This window comes from Phycicoccus sp. CSK15P-2 (assembly GCF_016888005.1).
Classification (GTDB): Bacteria; Actinomycetota; Actinomycetes; order Actinomycetales; family Dermatophilaceae; genus Phycicoccus.
On record NZ_JAFDVE010000009.1, the window covers coordinates 269,086 to 283,535 of the forward strand.

At 72.4% G+C, this 14,450-nt stretch carries 15 protein-coding genes; 11 read left to right on the forward strand and 4 right to left on the reverse strand.

Annotation, left to right across the window (positions count from 1 at the left end; translation table 11 throughout):
- Nucleotides 1–31 precede the first annotated feature (31 nt).
- Nucleotides 32–1,261, reverse strand: coding sequence for a branched-chain amino acid ABC transporter substrate-binding protein (locus JQN72_RS06130; protein ID WP_307812450.1), 1,230 nt, complete (start codon nucleotides 1,259–1,261; stop codon nucleotides 32–34).
- A gap of 288 nt (nucleotides 1,262–1,549) precedes the next feature.
- Here JQN72_RS06130 and JQN72_RS06135 point away from each other — a divergent pair, with 288 nt between their 5' ends.
- The 11 genes from JQN72_RS06135 to JQN72_RS06185 all read left to right on the forward strand — a co-directional run bounded on the left by JQN72_RS06135 (nucleotide 1,550) and on the right by JQN72_RS06185 (nucleotide 12,001).
- Nucleotides 1,550–2,035 carry a Rieske (2Fe-2S) protein gene (locus JQN72_RS06135; protein ID WP_204134269.1) on the forward strand — a complete coding sequence of 162 codons (486 nt, stop codon included), beginning with the start codon at nucleotides 1,550–1,552 and terminating at the stop codon, nucleotides 2,033–2,035.
- A 212-nt stretch (nucleotides 2,036–2,247) separates the two neighbouring features.
- On the forward strand, nucleotides 2,248–3,171 hold the full coding sequence (locus tag JQN72_RS06140; RefSeq protein WP_204134270.1) for a type IV toxin-antitoxin system AbiEi family antitoxin domain-containing protein: 924 nt from the start codon (nucleotides 2,248–2,250) through the stop codon (nucleotides 3,169–3,171).
- 122 nt (nucleotides 3,172–3,293) lie between these two features.
- Complete coding sequence (gene uvrC / locus JQN72_RS06145) at nucleotides 3,294–5,234, forward strand: excinuclease ABC subunit UvrC (protein ID WP_204134271.1); 1,941 nt, start codon at nucleotides 3,294–3,296, stop codon at nucleotides 5,232–5,234.
- 9 nt (nucleotides 5,235–5,243) lie between these two features.
- Nucleotides 5,244–6,143 carry an RNase adapter RapZ gene (gene rapZ, locus JQN72_RS06150; RefSeq protein ID WP_374190876.1) on the forward strand — a complete coding sequence of 300 codons (900 nt, stop codon included), beginning with the start codon at nucleotides 5,244–5,246 and terminating at the stop codon, nucleotides 6,141–6,143.
- Nucleotides 6,140–7,096, forward strand: a complete 957-nt coding sequence (yvcK, locus tag JQN72_RS06155; RefSeq protein WP_204134272.1) for a uridine diphosphate-N-acetylglucosamine-binding protein YvcK — start codon at nucleotides 6,140–6,142, stop codon at nucleotides 7,094–7,096. The genes rapZ and yvcK overlap by 4 nt, the downstream gene beginning before the upstream one ends.
- A gap of 21 nt (nucleotides 7,097–7,117) precedes the next feature.
- On the forward strand, nucleotides 7,118–8,098 hold the full coding sequence (gene whiA / locus JQN72_RS06160) for a DNA-binding protein WhiA (protein WP_204134273.1): 981 nt from the start codon (nucleotides 7,118–7,120) through the stop codon (nucleotides 8,096–8,098).
- 162 nt (nucleotides 8,099–8,260) lie between these two features.
- The gene (gap, locus tag JQN72_RS06165; protein WP_204134274.1) at nucleotides 8,261–9,265 is read left to right on the forward strand and encodes a type I glyceraldehyde-3-phosphate dehydrogenase; all 1,005 of its coding nucleotides are present in this window, start codon (nucleotides 8,261–8,263) and stop codon (nucleotides 9,263–9,265) included.
- Between the two features lie 20 nt (nucleotides 9,266–9,285).
- Nucleotides 9,286–10,491, forward strand: coding sequence for a phosphoglycerate kinase (gene pgk, locus JQN72_RS06170; RefSeq protein WP_204134275.1), 1,206 nt, complete (start codon nucleotides 9,286–9,288; stop codon nucleotides 10,489–10,491).
- Nucleotides 10,492–10,494: 3 nt separating this feature from the next.
- Nucleotides 10,495–11,292, forward strand: coding sequence for a triose-phosphate isomerase (gene tpiA / locus JQN72_RS06175; RefSeq protein ID WP_204134276.1), 798 nt, complete (start codon nucleotides 10,495–10,497; stop codon nucleotides 11,290–11,292).
- Between the two features lie 102 nt (nucleotides 11,293–11,394).
- Entirely contained in the window at nucleotides 11,395–11,637 is a 243-nt protein-coding gene (gene secG, locus JQN72_RS06180; RefSeq protein ID WP_204134277.1) for a preprotein translocase subunit SecG, read from the forward strand.
- Between the two features lie 13 nt (nucleotides 11,638–11,650).
- Nucleotides 11,651–12,001, forward strand: coding sequence for an RNA polymerase-binding protein RbpA (locus tag JQN72_RS06185; protein ID WP_204134278.1), 351 nt, complete (start codon nucleotides 11,651–11,653; stop codon nucleotides 11,999–12,001).
- Nucleotides 12,002–12,076: 75 nt separating this feature from the next.
- Here JQN72_RS06185 and JQN72_RS06190 read toward each other — a convergent pair whose 3' ends face one another.
- Genes JQN72_RS06190 through JQN72_RS06200 form a run of 3 tightly spaced genes read right to left on the reverse strand, consistent with a single transcriptional unit; the run spans nucleotide 12,077 to nucleotide 14,411 of the window.
- Nucleotides 12,077–12,541, reverse strand: a complete 465-nt coding sequence (locus tag JQN72_RS06190; protein ID WP_204134279.1) for a hypothetical protein — start codon at nucleotides 12,539–12,541, stop codon at nucleotides 12,077–12,079.
- A gap of 2 nt (nucleotides 12,542–12,543) precedes the next feature.
- Complete coding sequence (pgl, locus tag JQN72_RS06195) at nucleotides 12,544–13,278, reverse strand: 6-phosphogluconolactonase (RefSeq protein WP_204134280.1); 735 nt, start codon at nucleotides 13,276–13,278, stop codon at nucleotides 12,544–12,546.
- Nucleotides 13,275–14,411 (reverse strand): glucose-6-phosphate dehydrogenase assembly protein OpcA, encoded by a 1,137-nt coding sequence (locus tag JQN72_RS06200; protein WP_204134281.1) that lies wholly within the window; start codon nucleotides 14,409–14,411, stop codon nucleotides 13,275–13,277. Before JQN72_RS06200 ends, pgl begins: the two co-directional genes overlap by 4 nt.
- Nucleotides 14,412–14,450 lie beyond the last annotated feature (39 nt).

Sequence of the window (14,450 nt, forward strand, 5' to 3'; positions counted from 1 at the left end):
TCACGTCAGAGCAGGTGCCGCACGGGGCGGCTCAGTTGAACTCCTCGGTGTTGACCGGCTTCCACTCCTCGCCGTCGACCTCGTTGACGGTGAGGACCTTGGAGGTCGTGTCGCCGTACTCGTCGAACGCGACGGCGCCGGTGATGCCGTCGAACGAGACACCGGACATGGCCTCGACGGTCGCCTGGCGGGCGTCCTCGGCGGTCTCGGCGTCCGCGAGGGACGTCTTGAGGGCCTCGATGATGGCGTTGGCCGCGTCGTAGGCGTAGGCGCCGTAGGCGTCGTAGCTCTCCTTGTACCCGGCCTCCTCGTACGCCGCGACGAAGTCCTTGGCGGAGTCGAGCGAGTCGATCGGAGCGCCCACCGAGGTGGAGAGGTCGCCCGAGGCGTTGTCGCCGGCGAGCTTGAGGTACTCACCGGAGAAGATGCCGTCGCCACCCATGAGCGGGACGTTGAGCCCGGCCGCCTTCATCTGCTGCGAGAACGGCGCGGCCTGCGGGAACTCACCGCCGTAGTAGACCAGGCCGGGCTTGCTCGGCTTGATCTTGCTGATGACGGCGTCGTACTTGTCGTCGTCCGGGTTGATGGTCTCGGCCGCGACGACCTTGCCACCGAGCTTGGTGTACTCCTGCGTGAAGGCGTCGACCAGGCCCTGGCCGTAGGTCTTCTTGTCGTGGACCGTCGCGATCTCCTTGATGCCGGCCTTCTCGAAGACGTAGCGCGCCGCGAACGGGCCCTGGATCGAGTCGGTCGTGCAGGTGCGGAAGTAGTTCGGGTACGCCCGCTCGGGAGCCGTCGCGAAGTCCGCACCCTGGGTGAGCGCCGGGTTGGTGTTCGCCGGGGAGACCATCGTGATGTTCGCGCTGGCCAGCACGGGCTGCACGGTCTGGGCGACCGAGGAGTTCAGGGTGCCGACCACCGCGACGACCTCGGCGTCCGAGGCGAGGTTGGTGGCGGCGTTCTTGCCGACGTCGGGGGAGGCCTGGTCGTCGCCGGCCTCGAGCTCGAGGGTCCAGCCGGGGATGGCGTTGGACTCGTTGGCCTGCTTGATCGCGAGGTCGACGGAGTTCTTGATGCCGAGGCCGAGGGCCGCGAGGTCCTGCGACAGGGGCGAGATGACGCCGATCTTGGCGACCTTGTTGTCGCTGGAACCGCCGCCGGTCTCGCCGTCGTCGTCGCCGCCCCGCGTGCCGCAGCCGGCGAGCGCGAGGGAGGCCACGAGGAGCGAGGCGCCAACGGCGACCACGGAACGCTGAGGCACGTTTCCTCCTGGTTGGTTACTGGTTGGTGAGCACGATGGCTCGGGCCCGCGAGGAGAGCGAGCAGGAGGACTGTAACCATCCGAGTGCTCCCTGGTCAGCACCGACCCCAGGTCGGTGCGCATTTGTTACCTGGCCGACACACGCGGTGCGGGGCGTAGTGCCGGACGGGACCCGGCCGGACCGTGGCCGGGTGGGACCCCGGGACGGTGTCCGGAGGTCCACAGGCGGCTCACGGGAACCACCGGGATACTGGTCCCACCATGGCAACGGACGGAAGGACCAGCCCGATGATCAGCGAGCACGGCACCACCCCCGCCCCCGACCGCTCCGGCCTCAGCCGGCGTCAGACGTTCCGAGCGGCGGGCGCCGTCGGCGTCGGCGCACTCGGCGCAGGCACGCTCGCCGCGTGCGGCAGCGAGGCCGAGGAGGCCGTCGAGTCCGCCGCCGGCTCCGCGTCCTCGGCCGCGTCGTCCGCCGCCTCGGGGGCGGCGGACGCCATCAAGGCCGCGGACGTCCCCGTGGGCGGGGGCGTGGTCGTCGAGTCGCTCGAGACCGTCGTCACCCAGCCGACCGAGGGTGAGTACAAGGCGTTCTCGTCGGTGTGCACCCACCAGGGGTGCCAGGTCGACTCGGTGGAGGAGAACACGATCAGGTGCCCCTGCCACGGCAGCACCTTCGACGCGTCGACCGGCGAGGTCCTCACCGGGCCGGCCGACAAGCCTCTTCCGGAGAAGTCCGTGACGGTGGACGGCGACGGCCTGACCGTCACCTGAGCCGCTCTGTCCACCTCGACATTTCGGGGTCACCCCGAAATGTCCACGAGACACCGGTTCCGAAGTCATGTCCGGCGGACGAACCGGGGTCTCGGGGTCGGCTGCCCTCCGTCGAGCCGGGTCTGTCCACAGGGATACGCGGTCCGGGCTCCGTCCACAGGCCGGTGCGCGGTCCTGGGGTCTGCCGGGCGCGACCGGGCATGGTCGTCGGTATGGATGCGATCTCCGTGCTGGGCCAGCTGCACGACGGCGTCTTCACCACGGCGGAAGCGATGTCGCTCGGGGTGTCCCGCGACGTGCTGGCCCATGGCGTCCGCGACGGCGGGCTGCGGCGGCTCGCCCGCGGCCTGTACGCGACAGGTTCCCGACCTGACCTGCCCGAGGCCCGCCACGTGGAGCTGTGCCGGGCGCTGCTCGTCGAGTACCCGGACGCGGTCCTGGCGGGTCGCTCGGCGGCGGTCGCCTTCGGCCTCCCGACCTGGGGTGTCCCCCTCGGGACGGGCCTGCTCCATCGGCCGGTGGACCGTCAGGTGCGCCGCAGCGGAGCGGTCATCCGCGACCTCGACCCGGTCGCGGACGTCGTCGCGACCACGGCCGGTCCCGCGACCCTGCCGGCGGTCGCCGTCGTCGGGGTCGCGCTCGACCACGGCAGCATCGCCGGCGTGGTGACCGCTGACGCGGCGCTGCACCGGGGGCTCGTGTGCGAGGCGGACCTCGAGCAGGAGGTGGCGCAGCGGGCCGGGCATCGTCGGGTGCAGCAGGCGCTGGCCATGCTGCGCCTCGCGGACGCGAAGGCCGAGAGCCCCGGTGAGAGTCGCCTCCGAGTCCTCCTCCGTGCCGGCGGCATCGAGCTGGAGCCGCAGTACGACGTCCGGGACGCGACAGGAGAGCTGGTGGGACGCGCGGACTTCCGGGTCGCCGGGGCCCGGGTGCTGGTGGAGTTCGACGGGGTCGTCAAGTACTCGAACGGTGGCGTCGACGCCCTCGTGGCGGAGAAGCGCCGGGAGGACCGGCTGCGGGCGCTCGGGTGGGTCGTGGTCCGAGTGACATGGGCGGACCTCGCGCATCCGGCCCGCGTACTGGCCGAGGTCCGGCGGGCGATGGCCGTCGGCGAGCGGCTCGTCCCGGCGGTCTGAGCGATCGAGACACGCGCTCGTCATCGAGACACGACCTCGGATGTCGTGTCTCGATGACATTTCGGGGTCACCCCGAAATGCGGAGGTCGGTGGGGTCGGTGGGGCGGATTAGGGTCGATGACATGGCCGACCCGTCGACGTACCGCCCGAAACCGGGCGAGATCCCCACCGAACCGGGCGTGTACCGGTTCCGGGACGCGGACGGGCGCGTCATCTACGTCGGCAAGGCCAAGAGCCTGCGGTCCCGGCTCTCGTCGTACTTCCAGGACATCGGGGCACTGCACCACCGCACCGCGACGATGGTGCGTACCGGCGCGAGCGTCGAGTGGACCGTCGTGTCGACGGAGGTCGAGGCGCTCCAGCTGGAGTACGCGTGGATCAAGGAGTTCGACCCACGCTTCAACGTCAGGTACCGCGACGACAAGTCCTACCCGTACCTCGCCGTGACCATGGGCGAGGAGTACCCGCGGGCGATGGTCATGCGCGGCGCGAAGCGCAAGGGCACCCGGTACTTCGGTCCGTACGCGCACGCCTGGGCCATCCGCGAGACGCTCGACCTCGCCATGCGGGTGTTCCCCATGCGGACGTGCTCCACGGGCGTGTTCAAGCGTGCCGGGCAGGTCGGACGCCCCTGCCTCCTCGGGTACATCGACAAGTGCAGCGCCCCCTGCGTCGGCCGGGTCGACGCCGCCCACCACCGAGAGATCGCCGAGGACTTCTGCGACTTCATGGCCGGCAACTCCGGGCGCTTCCTCTCCCGGATGACACGGGAGATGAAGGACGCCGCCGGCGAGCTCGACTTCGAGCGGGCCGCCCGGCTGCGCGACGACGTCGGAGCCCTCGAGCGGGTCCTCGAGAAGTCCGCGGTCGTCCTCCCCGACGCCACCGACGCCGACGTCTTCGGCCTCGCCGAGGACGAGCTCGAGGTGGCCGTCCAGCTCTTCCACGTGCGCGGCGGCCGGGTCCGGGGCCAGCGCGGCTGGGTGGCCGAGCGGGACGCCGAGTCGACTCCCGAGGTGGTCGAGCACCTCCTCCAGCAGGTGTACGGCGGAGAGTCGAGCGACGGTGTGCCCCGCGAGGTGCTCGTGCCCGTCCTCCCCGACGACCCCGACACCCTCGCCGCCTGGCTCGCGGGCATCCGGGGCAGCCGCGTCGACCTCCGGGTCCCGCAGCGTGGCGACAAGCGCACCCTCATGGAGACCGTGGGACGCAACGCGACGCAGAGCCTCGCGCGCCACAAGGTCACCCGGGCGGGCGACCTCACGACCCGCAGCCAGGCGCTGCAGCAGCTCCAGGAGGTCCTCGACCTCGACGAGGCACCCCTGCGCGTCGAGTGCTTCGACATCAGCCACGTCCAGGGCACGCAGGTGGTGGGGTCGATGGTCGTGTTCGAGGACGGCCTGCCCCGCAAGTCGGAGTACCGGCGGTTCGTCGTGCGCGGGGACGAGACCGGCGCCACCGACGACACGGCCGCGATGCACGAGGTCCTGACGCGGCGCTTCCGGCGGGGCCGCAAGGAGGCCGAGGAGCGCGAGCAGGAGACCGCGGAGGGTCGTGAGCGCCCGGCCCGGTTCGCGTACCGGCCGAACCTCGTCGTCGTGGACGGGGGTCTGCCGCAGGTCAACGCCGCGGCCCGTGCCCTCGAGGAGGCCGGGGCCGTGGACGTCGCCGTCGTGGGTCTGGCGAAGCGGCTGGAGGAGGTCTGGGTGCCGGGGGAGGAGCACCCCGTCGTGCTGCCCCGCACGAGCGAGGGGCTCTACCTGCTGCAACGGCTGCGGGACGAGGCGCACCGGTTCGCCATCGCCTTCCACCGGCAGCGACGCTCGAAGGCGATGACGCAGAGTGCCCTCGACGCCGTCCCGGGGCTGGGGGAGAAGCGGCGCACGGCGCTGCTCAAGCACTTCGGCTCGGTGAAGCGGGTCCGGTCGGCGACACCCGAGGAGATCGCGGCCGTCCCGGGCATAGGGCCTGCGCTCGCCGCCACGGTTGCGGCAGAGTTGGGGACGGCCGAGCCGGCCACCCCGGCGGTCGACCCCGCCACCGGCGAGGTCCTGGGCGAGTGAGGAGAGCCAGTGTCTGAGACAGCCGCGCCGGAGCACCGCGAGCACGCCGACTTCCTCGTCGTGACGGGGATGAGCGGGGCCGGGCGCTCGACTGCCGCGAACGTGCTCGAGGACCACGGCTGGTACGTCGTCGACAACCTCCCACCCCAGCTCATCCCCGCGATGGCCGAGCTGGCCTCGAAGGCACGGGACACCGGCGCCGGTGACCTGCGCATCGCCGCGGTCGTCGACGTCCGTGCCCGTCCGTTCACGGCGCACCTGCGGGAGGGCCTGGCCTCGGTACGTGCCTTCGGGTGGAGCCCGCAGCTGATGTTCCTCGACGCCACGGACGAGTCGCTGGTCCGGCGCTTCGAGTCCGTCCGCCGTCCCCACCCGCTCCAGAGGGACGGCCGACTGCTCGACGGCATCCTCGAGGAGCGCGAGGTCCTCGGAGACCTCCGGGCCGACGCGCACGTCGTCATCGACACCTCGGGGCTCAACGTCCACCAGCTGCGGCGCAAGCTGACCCCCATCGTGGGCGTCCAGGGCGGCCCCAGCCTGCGTCTCGCGGTCATGTCGTTCGGCTTCAAGTACGGAGTCCCGCTGGACGCCGACTTCGTCTTCGACATGCGCTTCCTCCCCAACCCGTTCTGGGTCCCCGAGCTCCGTACCCTCACCGGCGTGGACCGCCCGGTGGCCGAGTACGTCATGTCCCAGGAGGGGGCCACGAGCTTCGTCGACCGGGTCGTCGCCGTCATGGACCCGGTGACCGCCGGGTACCGCCGGGAGGGACGCAGCTACGCCACCGTGGCCGTCGGCTGCACCGGAGGGAAGCACCGGTCGGTGGCGGTGGCGCAGGCGCTCGTCGAGCGGCTCGGCGACGACGACGTCGCGACGTTCGTCGTCCACCGGGACCTGGGGCGCGAGTGAGCGGCCCGGTCGTCACGGCGCTCGGGGGCGGGCACGGCCTCTCGGCCACGCTCACCGCGCTGCGCTTCGTCACCGACGAGGTCACGGCGGTCGTGACCGTGGCCGACGACGGCGGCTCGAGCGGTCGTCTCCGCGACGAGTTCGGCGTCCTTCCCCCCGGTGACCTACGGATGGCCCTGGCGGCTCTGTGCGACGACAGCGAGTGGGGCCACACGTGGCGGGACGTCCTCCAGCACCGGTTCGAGGGTGACGGCCCGCTCGGCGGCCATGCGCTCGGCAACCTGCTCATCGTGGCCCTCTGGGAGCTCCACGACGACCCCGTCGCCGGGCTCGACCTCGTCGGCCGGCTGCTCCAGGCGCAGGGCCGGGTGCTGCCGGCGGCCGCCGTCCCGCTCGCGATCGAGGCGGACGTCTCGGGGCTGGACCCGGCGGACCCCACCGCGCGGCGGCTCGTCAGCGGTCAGTCCCACGTGGCGGTCACCCCCGGGACGGTGGAGGAGGTGCGGCTCGTCCCGGCAGACCCGCCGGCCTACCCCGAGTCCGTGGCGGCCATCCGTGCGGCGGACTGGGTCGTGCTCGGCCCCGGGTCGTGGTTCACCTCGGTGATGACCCACCTCCTCGTCCCCGAGGTCCTCGAGGCGATGCAGGTGACCCGGGCCCGGCGCCTGCTCGTCCTCAACCTCGACCCCGGGACGGGGGAGACCGCGGGTTACAGCGCGGCCCGGCACCTCGAGGTCTTCGCCGGGATGGCGCCGGGTCTGCACCTCGACGCCGTGCTCGCCGACCCGGCCGTCATCGACGACGAGCCGGGGCTGCGCGAGACGGCGGCCGGGCTCGGCGCGGAGCTCCACGTCGTGCCCGTCGCGGGGCGTGAGCACCCCGGCCAGCACGACTCGCTGCGCTACGCCGCGGCCCTCCGGGACATCATGTACAGCCCGCGGCCCACGCCCTGACCCCGTGGCAGGATGGCGGGCATGGCGATGACGGCGAAGGTGAAGGACGAGCTGAGTCGGCACGTCGTGACCAAGCCTTGTTGCCGCAAGGCCGAGGTGGCCGCCATGCTGCGGTTCGCCGGGGGGCTGCACATCATCGGGGGGCGCATCGTCGTCGAGGCCGAGCTCGACACCGCCAGCGCTGCCCGGCGGTTGCGGCGCGAGCTGGCCGAGGTCTACGGCCACACGCCCGAGGTGCTCGTCCTCGCGGCGGGCGGCCTGCGGAAGGGGACGCGCTACGTCGTGCGGGTCGTCCAGGACGGCGAGGCGCTGGCGCGTCAGACCGGTCTGATCGACAGTCGTGGGCGCCCGGTCCGCGGGCTGCCGGCGAAGGTCGTCAGCGGATCGGTCTGCGACGCCGAGGCCGCGTGGCGCGGGGCGTTCCTCGCCCACGGCTCGCTCACCGAGCCCGGCCGGTCGTCGGCGCTCGAGGTCACCTGTCCGGGGCCCGAGGCGGCCCTTGCCCTCGTCGGCGCGGCCCGGCGGCTCGGCATCCAGTCCAAGGCCCGTGAGGTACGGGGCGTCGACCGCGTCGTCATCCGCGACGGCGACGCCATCGGCGCCATGCTCACCCGGCTCGGCGCGCACGACGCCGTCCTGGCCTGGGAGGAGCGGCGCATCCGGCGCGAGGTGCGCGCCACGGCCAACCGCCTGGCGAACTTCGACGACGCCAACCTGCGGCGTTCCGCCCGGGCTGCTGTGGCGGCCGGGGCGCGGGTCGAGCGGGCGCTGGAGATCCTCGCCGACGACGTGCCGGACCACCTGCGCGAGGCCGGGCAGCTCCGGCTCACGCACAAGCAGGCCTCGCTCGAGGAGCTCGGCCAGCTCGCCGACCCGCCGATGACCAAGGACGCCGTCGCCGGGCGCATCCGGCGGCTGCTCGCGATGGCCGACAAGAAGGCCCAGGACGAGGGCATCCCGGACACCGAGGCGTTCCTCACCCCGGAGATGCTCGAGGGCTGAGCGGGCCCTGAGCCACCCATGAGGGGGTGCTCGGACGGGGTGACCGGACCGTAGTCCGGACGGTTGGTCGGCCTCTCGGGCCGGGGTCTAGGGTGTGAGGTGGACCACGTATCCGCGCAAGGGCGCGCGGGGCATCTTCCCCCCACCGAGAGGTATTGCACAGTGACCGTTCGCGTAGGCATCAACGGCTTCGGCCGCATCGGGCGCAACTTCTTCCGCGCGGTGCAGGCGTCCGGCGCCGACATCGAGATCGTCGCCGCCAACGACCTCATGGACAACACGTCCATCGCCCACCTGCTCAAGTACGACTCGGTGCTCGGTGTCCTCGCCGACGACGTGTCCGCGACCGAGGACTCCATCACGGTGGGAGGCAGGACCATCAAGGTCTTCGCCGAGCGCAACCCCGCCGACATCCCCTGGGGCTCGGTCGGCGCCGACGTCGTCATCGAGTCCACCGGCATCTTCACCGACGGCGAGAAGGCCAAGGCGCACCGCGACGGCGGTGCGAAGAAGGTCATCATCTCGGCGCCCGCGAAGAACGAGGACGCCACCTTCGTCATGGGGGTCAACGACGGCGAGTACGACGCGGCGAACCACCACGTCATCTCGAACGCCTCGTGCACGACGAACTGCCTCGCTCCGATGGCGAAGGCACTGCACGACGAGCTCGGCATCGTCAAGGGCCTGATGACCACGGTGCACGCCTACACCCAGGACCAGAACCTCCTCGACGGCCCGCACAAGGACATGCGCCGGGCCCGCGCGGCCGCGCTGTCCATCATCCCGACGAGCACCGGTGCCGCGAAGGCGATCGGCCTGGTCCTGCCGGACCTCAAGGGCAAGCTCGACGGCTACGCGCTGCGCGTCCCGACCCCCACGGGCTCGGCCACCGACCTCACCTTCGAGGCAGGCCGCGAGACCTCCGTCGAGGAGGTCAACGCCATCGTCAAGGCGGCGGCCGAGGGCCCGCTCTCCGGGTACCTGCAGTACACCGAGGACCCCATCGTCTCCGCCGACATCGTCACCAACCCGGCGTCGTGCATCTTCGACTCGGGGCTGACCAAGGTCATCGGCAACCAGGTCAAGGTCGTCGGCTGGTACGACAACGAGTGGGGCTACTCGAACCGGCTCGTCGACATCACGACGCTCGTCGGCGAGAGCCTCTGAGCACCGGGGACCGACACCACATGACAGACATCGCCTCGCTGGGCGACGTGCGCGGTATGCGCGTCCTCGTCCGGTCCGACCTCAACGTGCCCCTGGACGGCACGACGATCACCGACGACGGTCGCGTCCGGGCGTCGGTCCCGACCATCTCGCAGCTCGCCGAGGCGGGCGCCCACGTCATCGTGTGCGCCCACCTCGGCCGGCCCAAGGGCGAGCCGGAGGAGAGGTACTCCCTGCGGCCCGTCGCCGACCGCCTCTCCGAGCTGCTCGGCCGGCCGGTGACCTTCGCCGAGGACACCGTCGGCCCGTACGCGCAGGTCGCGGTCGAGGAGATGTCCGACGGTGACGTCGTCCTCCTCGAGAACCTGCGGTTCAACGCCGGGGAGACCGGCAGGACCGCGGCGGACCGCGCCCGCTTCGCCGACGCCCTCGCCCGGCTCGCCGACGCGTACGTGTCCGACGGTTTCGGGGTCGTCCACCGCGAGCAGGCCTCGGTCTACGACATCGCGACGCGCCTGCCGTCCGCGATGGGCGGTCTCGTCCGCGCCGAGGTCGAGGTCCTCGAGCGTCTCACCGAGGAACCGGAGCGCCCCTACGCCGTCGTCCTCGGTGGCGCCAAGGTGGCCGACAAGCTCGCGGTCATCGACAACCTCATGGGCACCGCGGACCGGCTGCTCATCGGCGGCGGGATGCTCTTCACCTTCCTCGCGGCCCAGGGCCACGAGATCGGCACGAGCCTGTTCGACGCCGACAGCGTCGAGGCCTGCAAGGGCTACCTGGAGCGGGCCGAGCGCGAGGGCGTCGAGATCGTCCTGCCCGTCGACGTCGTCGTCGGCAAGGAGTTCAGCGCCGACACCGAGATCGACACGGTGCGCGCCGACGCGATGCCCGCGGACGCGATGGGCCTGGACATCGGCCCCGAGTCCGCCCGGTTGTACGCCGAGAAGCTCGCCGACGCCCGCACGGTCTTCTGGAACGGCCCGATGGGTGCGTTCGAGATGGCGCCCTTCGCGGCAGGGACCCGGGCGGTCGCCCAGGCCCTCGTCGAGGCCACGGCCGGCGGCGCGCTCACCGTCGTCGGTGGTGGTGACTCGGCCGCCGCCGTCCGTCAGCTCGGCTTCGACGACGCGCAGTTCGGCCACATCTCCACCGGCGGCGGTGCCTCCCTCGAGTACCTCGAGGGCAAGGAGCTGCCCGGCATCGCCATCCTCACGAAGGAGAACTGACCCATGGCCTCGGGCCGCACCCCTCTCATGGCGGGCAACTGGAAGATGAACCTGGACCACCTCCAGGCCACCCATCTCGTCCAGAAGCTCGACTGGACCCTGCGCGACGGCAAGCACGACCACAGCGCCGTCGAGGTCGCCGTCCTGCCGCCGTTCACCGACATCCGCAGCGTCCAGACGCTCATCGACGGTGACCGCCTCGAGCTCAGGCACGGCGCGCAGGACCTCTCCGTGCACGCCTCCGGGGCGTACACGGGTGAGGTCAGCGGAGCCTTTCTCGCCAAGCTCGGCTGCACGTACGTCGTCGTCGGGCACAGCGAGCGGCGCGAGTACCACGCCGAGGGTGACGACGTCGTCAACCTCAAGCTCAAGGCCGCGTACACGCACGGGCTGACGCCCATCTTCTGCGTCGGGGAGGGTCTCGAGGTCCGCCAGGCCGGCACGCACGTCGAACATGTGCTCGCCCAGGTCGAGGCCGGGCTGGACGGCGTCACCGCCGACCAGGCGAAGAGCGTCGTCGTCGCGTACGAACCCGTCTGGGCCATCGGCACCGGTGAGGTCGCGACGCCGGAGGACGCCCAGGAGGTCTGCGCGGCCATCCGCACCAAGCTCGCCGAGCTCTACAGCGGCGACGTCGCCGACGGCATCCGGATCCTCTACGGCGGCTCGGTGAAGTCGGGCAACGTCGCGGCGATCATGGCCCAGGAGGACGTCGACGGCGCCCTCGTGGGCGGGGCGTCGCTCGAGGCCCCGGAGTTCGCGGCCATCTGCCGCTACCGGGACCACCTGACCACCGGCTGACGTCCCGGGGCGCCGAGACCACCCCCTGTCGTCGCGGCGCCCCGGGCCGGCTGTGGTTATCCTTGTCCGGTTGTCCCCGACCCCCACTCGAAGGATCCACCCGTGGACGCGGTTCGTATCGGCCTCCAGGTCCTGCTGGTCCTGTCGGGGCTCTTCATCACCTTGCTCATCCTGCTGCACAAGGGCAAGGGCGGTGGCCTGTCGGACATGTTCGGTGGGGGGATGTCCAGCTCCCTCGGCGGCTCGTCCGTGGCCGAGCGCAACCTCGACCGGATCACGGTGGGGGTGGCGCTCGTCTGGTTCACGACGATCGTCGGCCTCGGGGTCCTCGAGCGTTTCGCCTGAGAGGGGTACGACGATGACTGGTGGCAACGCGATCCGGGGCTCGCGCGTCGGTGCCGGGCCCATGGGCGAGGCCGAGCGCGGGGAGGCCGCCCCTCGTCGTTTCGTCTCCTTCTGGTGCTCGAACGGTCACGAGACGCGGCCGAGCTTCGCCGAGGAGGAGGGCCTCGTCATCCCCGAGCAGTGGGACTGCCCGCGCTGTGGCTTCCCCGCCGGCCAGGACAAGGACGCCCCTCCGGCACCGCCGAAGGTGGAGCCCTACAAGACCCATCTGGCGTACGTGAAGGAGCGCCGCTCGGACGAGGACGGTGCTGCCATCCTCGACGAGGCGCTCGAGACGCTGCGGGGGCGCGGCCTCATCCAGTGAGGTCTCCGCACCTGCACAGCTCCCCGACCCCGGCCCCGTGCCGGGGTCGTCGTGCGTCCTGCGCCCGTCGCGCCGTCAGCGGCGGGCGGACCGCGCGAGGTGCCCGACGACGCCCTCGACCCACCCTCGCTCGCGCTGCATCCAGCGCACGGCCACGAGGGTCCGCAGCACGACGGGGACGCCGCGCCGCGGCGGCTCGACGGCGAGGTCGGTCCCGAAGGGGTCCGTGCTCATGACCCAGCGGTACCCACAGCCGACGAGATGGTCCCCGATGGCGGTCGCGACGACCGTGACGACCTCGGAGGCCTCGGCCTCGTCGTCGCGGCCGACGGCGGCCTCCCAGGCGGCGGAGATGGTCGACAGCTCGGTGGGCACGATCTCGTGGGACGGGTACCGGACGCGGTAGGCCTCGAGACGGGCTTCCTCGTCGGCCGTCAGGGGGCGCGAGACGATGTCCTCCACGGGCTCGAGGTCGGCGAACCCGGCCGGCCCCGTGGCCGGGTTGGGGGTGCGGCGGCGCCAGCGGTCGAGGAGTCCCATCGTCAGCCCAGGTCTGTGGCCGCGTCGGCGTCGACGAGCCACAGCGTCCGGTCCCGGCCCTGCACGTGTGCGGCCGGGGTCTTCGCGAACGGCGAGCCCTCCACGCCGCGGCGGACGGCGTCGGCCTTGTCCGAGCCGGAGACGAGGAACCACACCTCACGGGAGCGTTCGAGGCGCTCGCGGGTGAGCGACACGCGGTCCGGCGGTGGCTTGGGGGAGTCGTGGACGGCGACGGTGGCGGCTCCGGTCGTGGCCGCTGCCGGGTGGTGCGGGAACAGCGAGGCGACGTGACCGTCGGGGCCGACCCCGAGAACCATGACGTCGAAGGCGTCCCCGCCGTGCTCGTGGAGGGCGTCGGCATAGGCCTGTGCGGCCTCCTCGGCCGAGGAGGAGGCGTCCGGGCCGGGGACCCGGTGGACGTGGTCGGGATCGAGACCGAGCCCCGCGAGGCCGGCGTCGTCGTTCTGGGTGTCGTTGCGGTCGGCGTCTCCCGCGGGCAGGTAGCGCTCGTCGCCCCACCACACGTGGACCGCACTCCAGTCGACCGCCCCGCGCGCCGGCTCGGCGGCCAGGGACCGGATGATCTCCGAGCCCATCGAGCCGCCGGTCATCGAGACGTGCGCGACGCCGCGCGCCTCGACGGCGTCGAGGAGGGCGACCGCGAGCCGCGCGGCCGCGGCGTCCGCCAGGGACTGCCTCGTCGGGTGGACGACGACGGTGGGGGACGGGTGGCTCACGACCGGCGCTCCTTGACCTCGGCGAGCCGCGCGGCGGCCGCCTCCTTGACCGACTCCGACGACGCCGCCTCGGAGGGCATGGGCATCTTGTCGACCACCGCACTGCTGCCGAGCGCACGCGCGCTGCGCCGGAGACGGGTGGTGGTCGCCAGGGCCTCCGCCGGCGAGGGGGCCAGGCCGGCCCGGACGGCCTCGCTCGCCGTCCGGCTCGTCGCGGACACGGTGGCGAGGCCCGTGGCCAAGGACTCCGCGTAGACCTCGTCGGGGTCCAGGCGTCGCAGCTCGTCCGCGAGGCACTCGGCATCGCTGCGATGGGGCAGGGCGAGGGTTCGCTCGGGCTGACCGGGCTGGCTGAGGACCGAGGTGTTGCCGTCCTCGGGACGGACGAGGTCGACCGTCCCGCTGGCCCGTGCGAGGCGGACCGAGATGACTCCGGTGCCGGCGCGGGACCGGGCGATCGACGTCGGGCAGCGGAGCCTGGCCGCCAGCCACCCGGCGAGCAGATGGCCGGACGGCGAGTCCGGGGCGGCCACCACGACCGCCTCGGTGACGGGCTCGTACGGCGGCTGGTCGAGCGCGGCAGCCAGCAGGGCGCGCCAGTGCGTGACCCTGGACCACGCGAGGTCGGTGTCGCCGGGGCTGTACGCGGTGGCCAGACGCTTGAGGACCGTGCGTGGTGCTCCCTCGGTGCGTGCGGAGTCGGTGATCCGCCGTTGGCCCATCGCGCCGATGGGGTCGGCCGAGGGGGCCTTGGGGGCGTCCTTGGGCCACCACACGACGATGGGAGAGTCCGCGAGGAGCAACGGCGTGGCCACGGACTTGCCGTGCGTTGCGAGCGGCCCGTAGAGGCGGAGCACGACGATCTCGGACGCGCCGGCGTCCCCACCGACCCGGATCTGGCCGTCGAGGCGTGCCGCACCGCGTCGGTTGCCCGTGACGACGACGATGATCCGGCACGGATGCTGCCTGCTGGCGTCGTTGGCGACCTCGATGGCGTCCTCGGCCGCGTCGTCGGTGACGACGACCACGAGGGTGAGGACGCGGGAGAGTGCCATCGCCCCGGTGTCGGCCCGCAGCTGGACGAGCCGCTTGGAGACCGCTGCGGTGGTCGTGTTGGGTAGGTCGACGATCACCGGGGCCCCCTCCACGGATCGGAGCCGTGCCCCACGGTC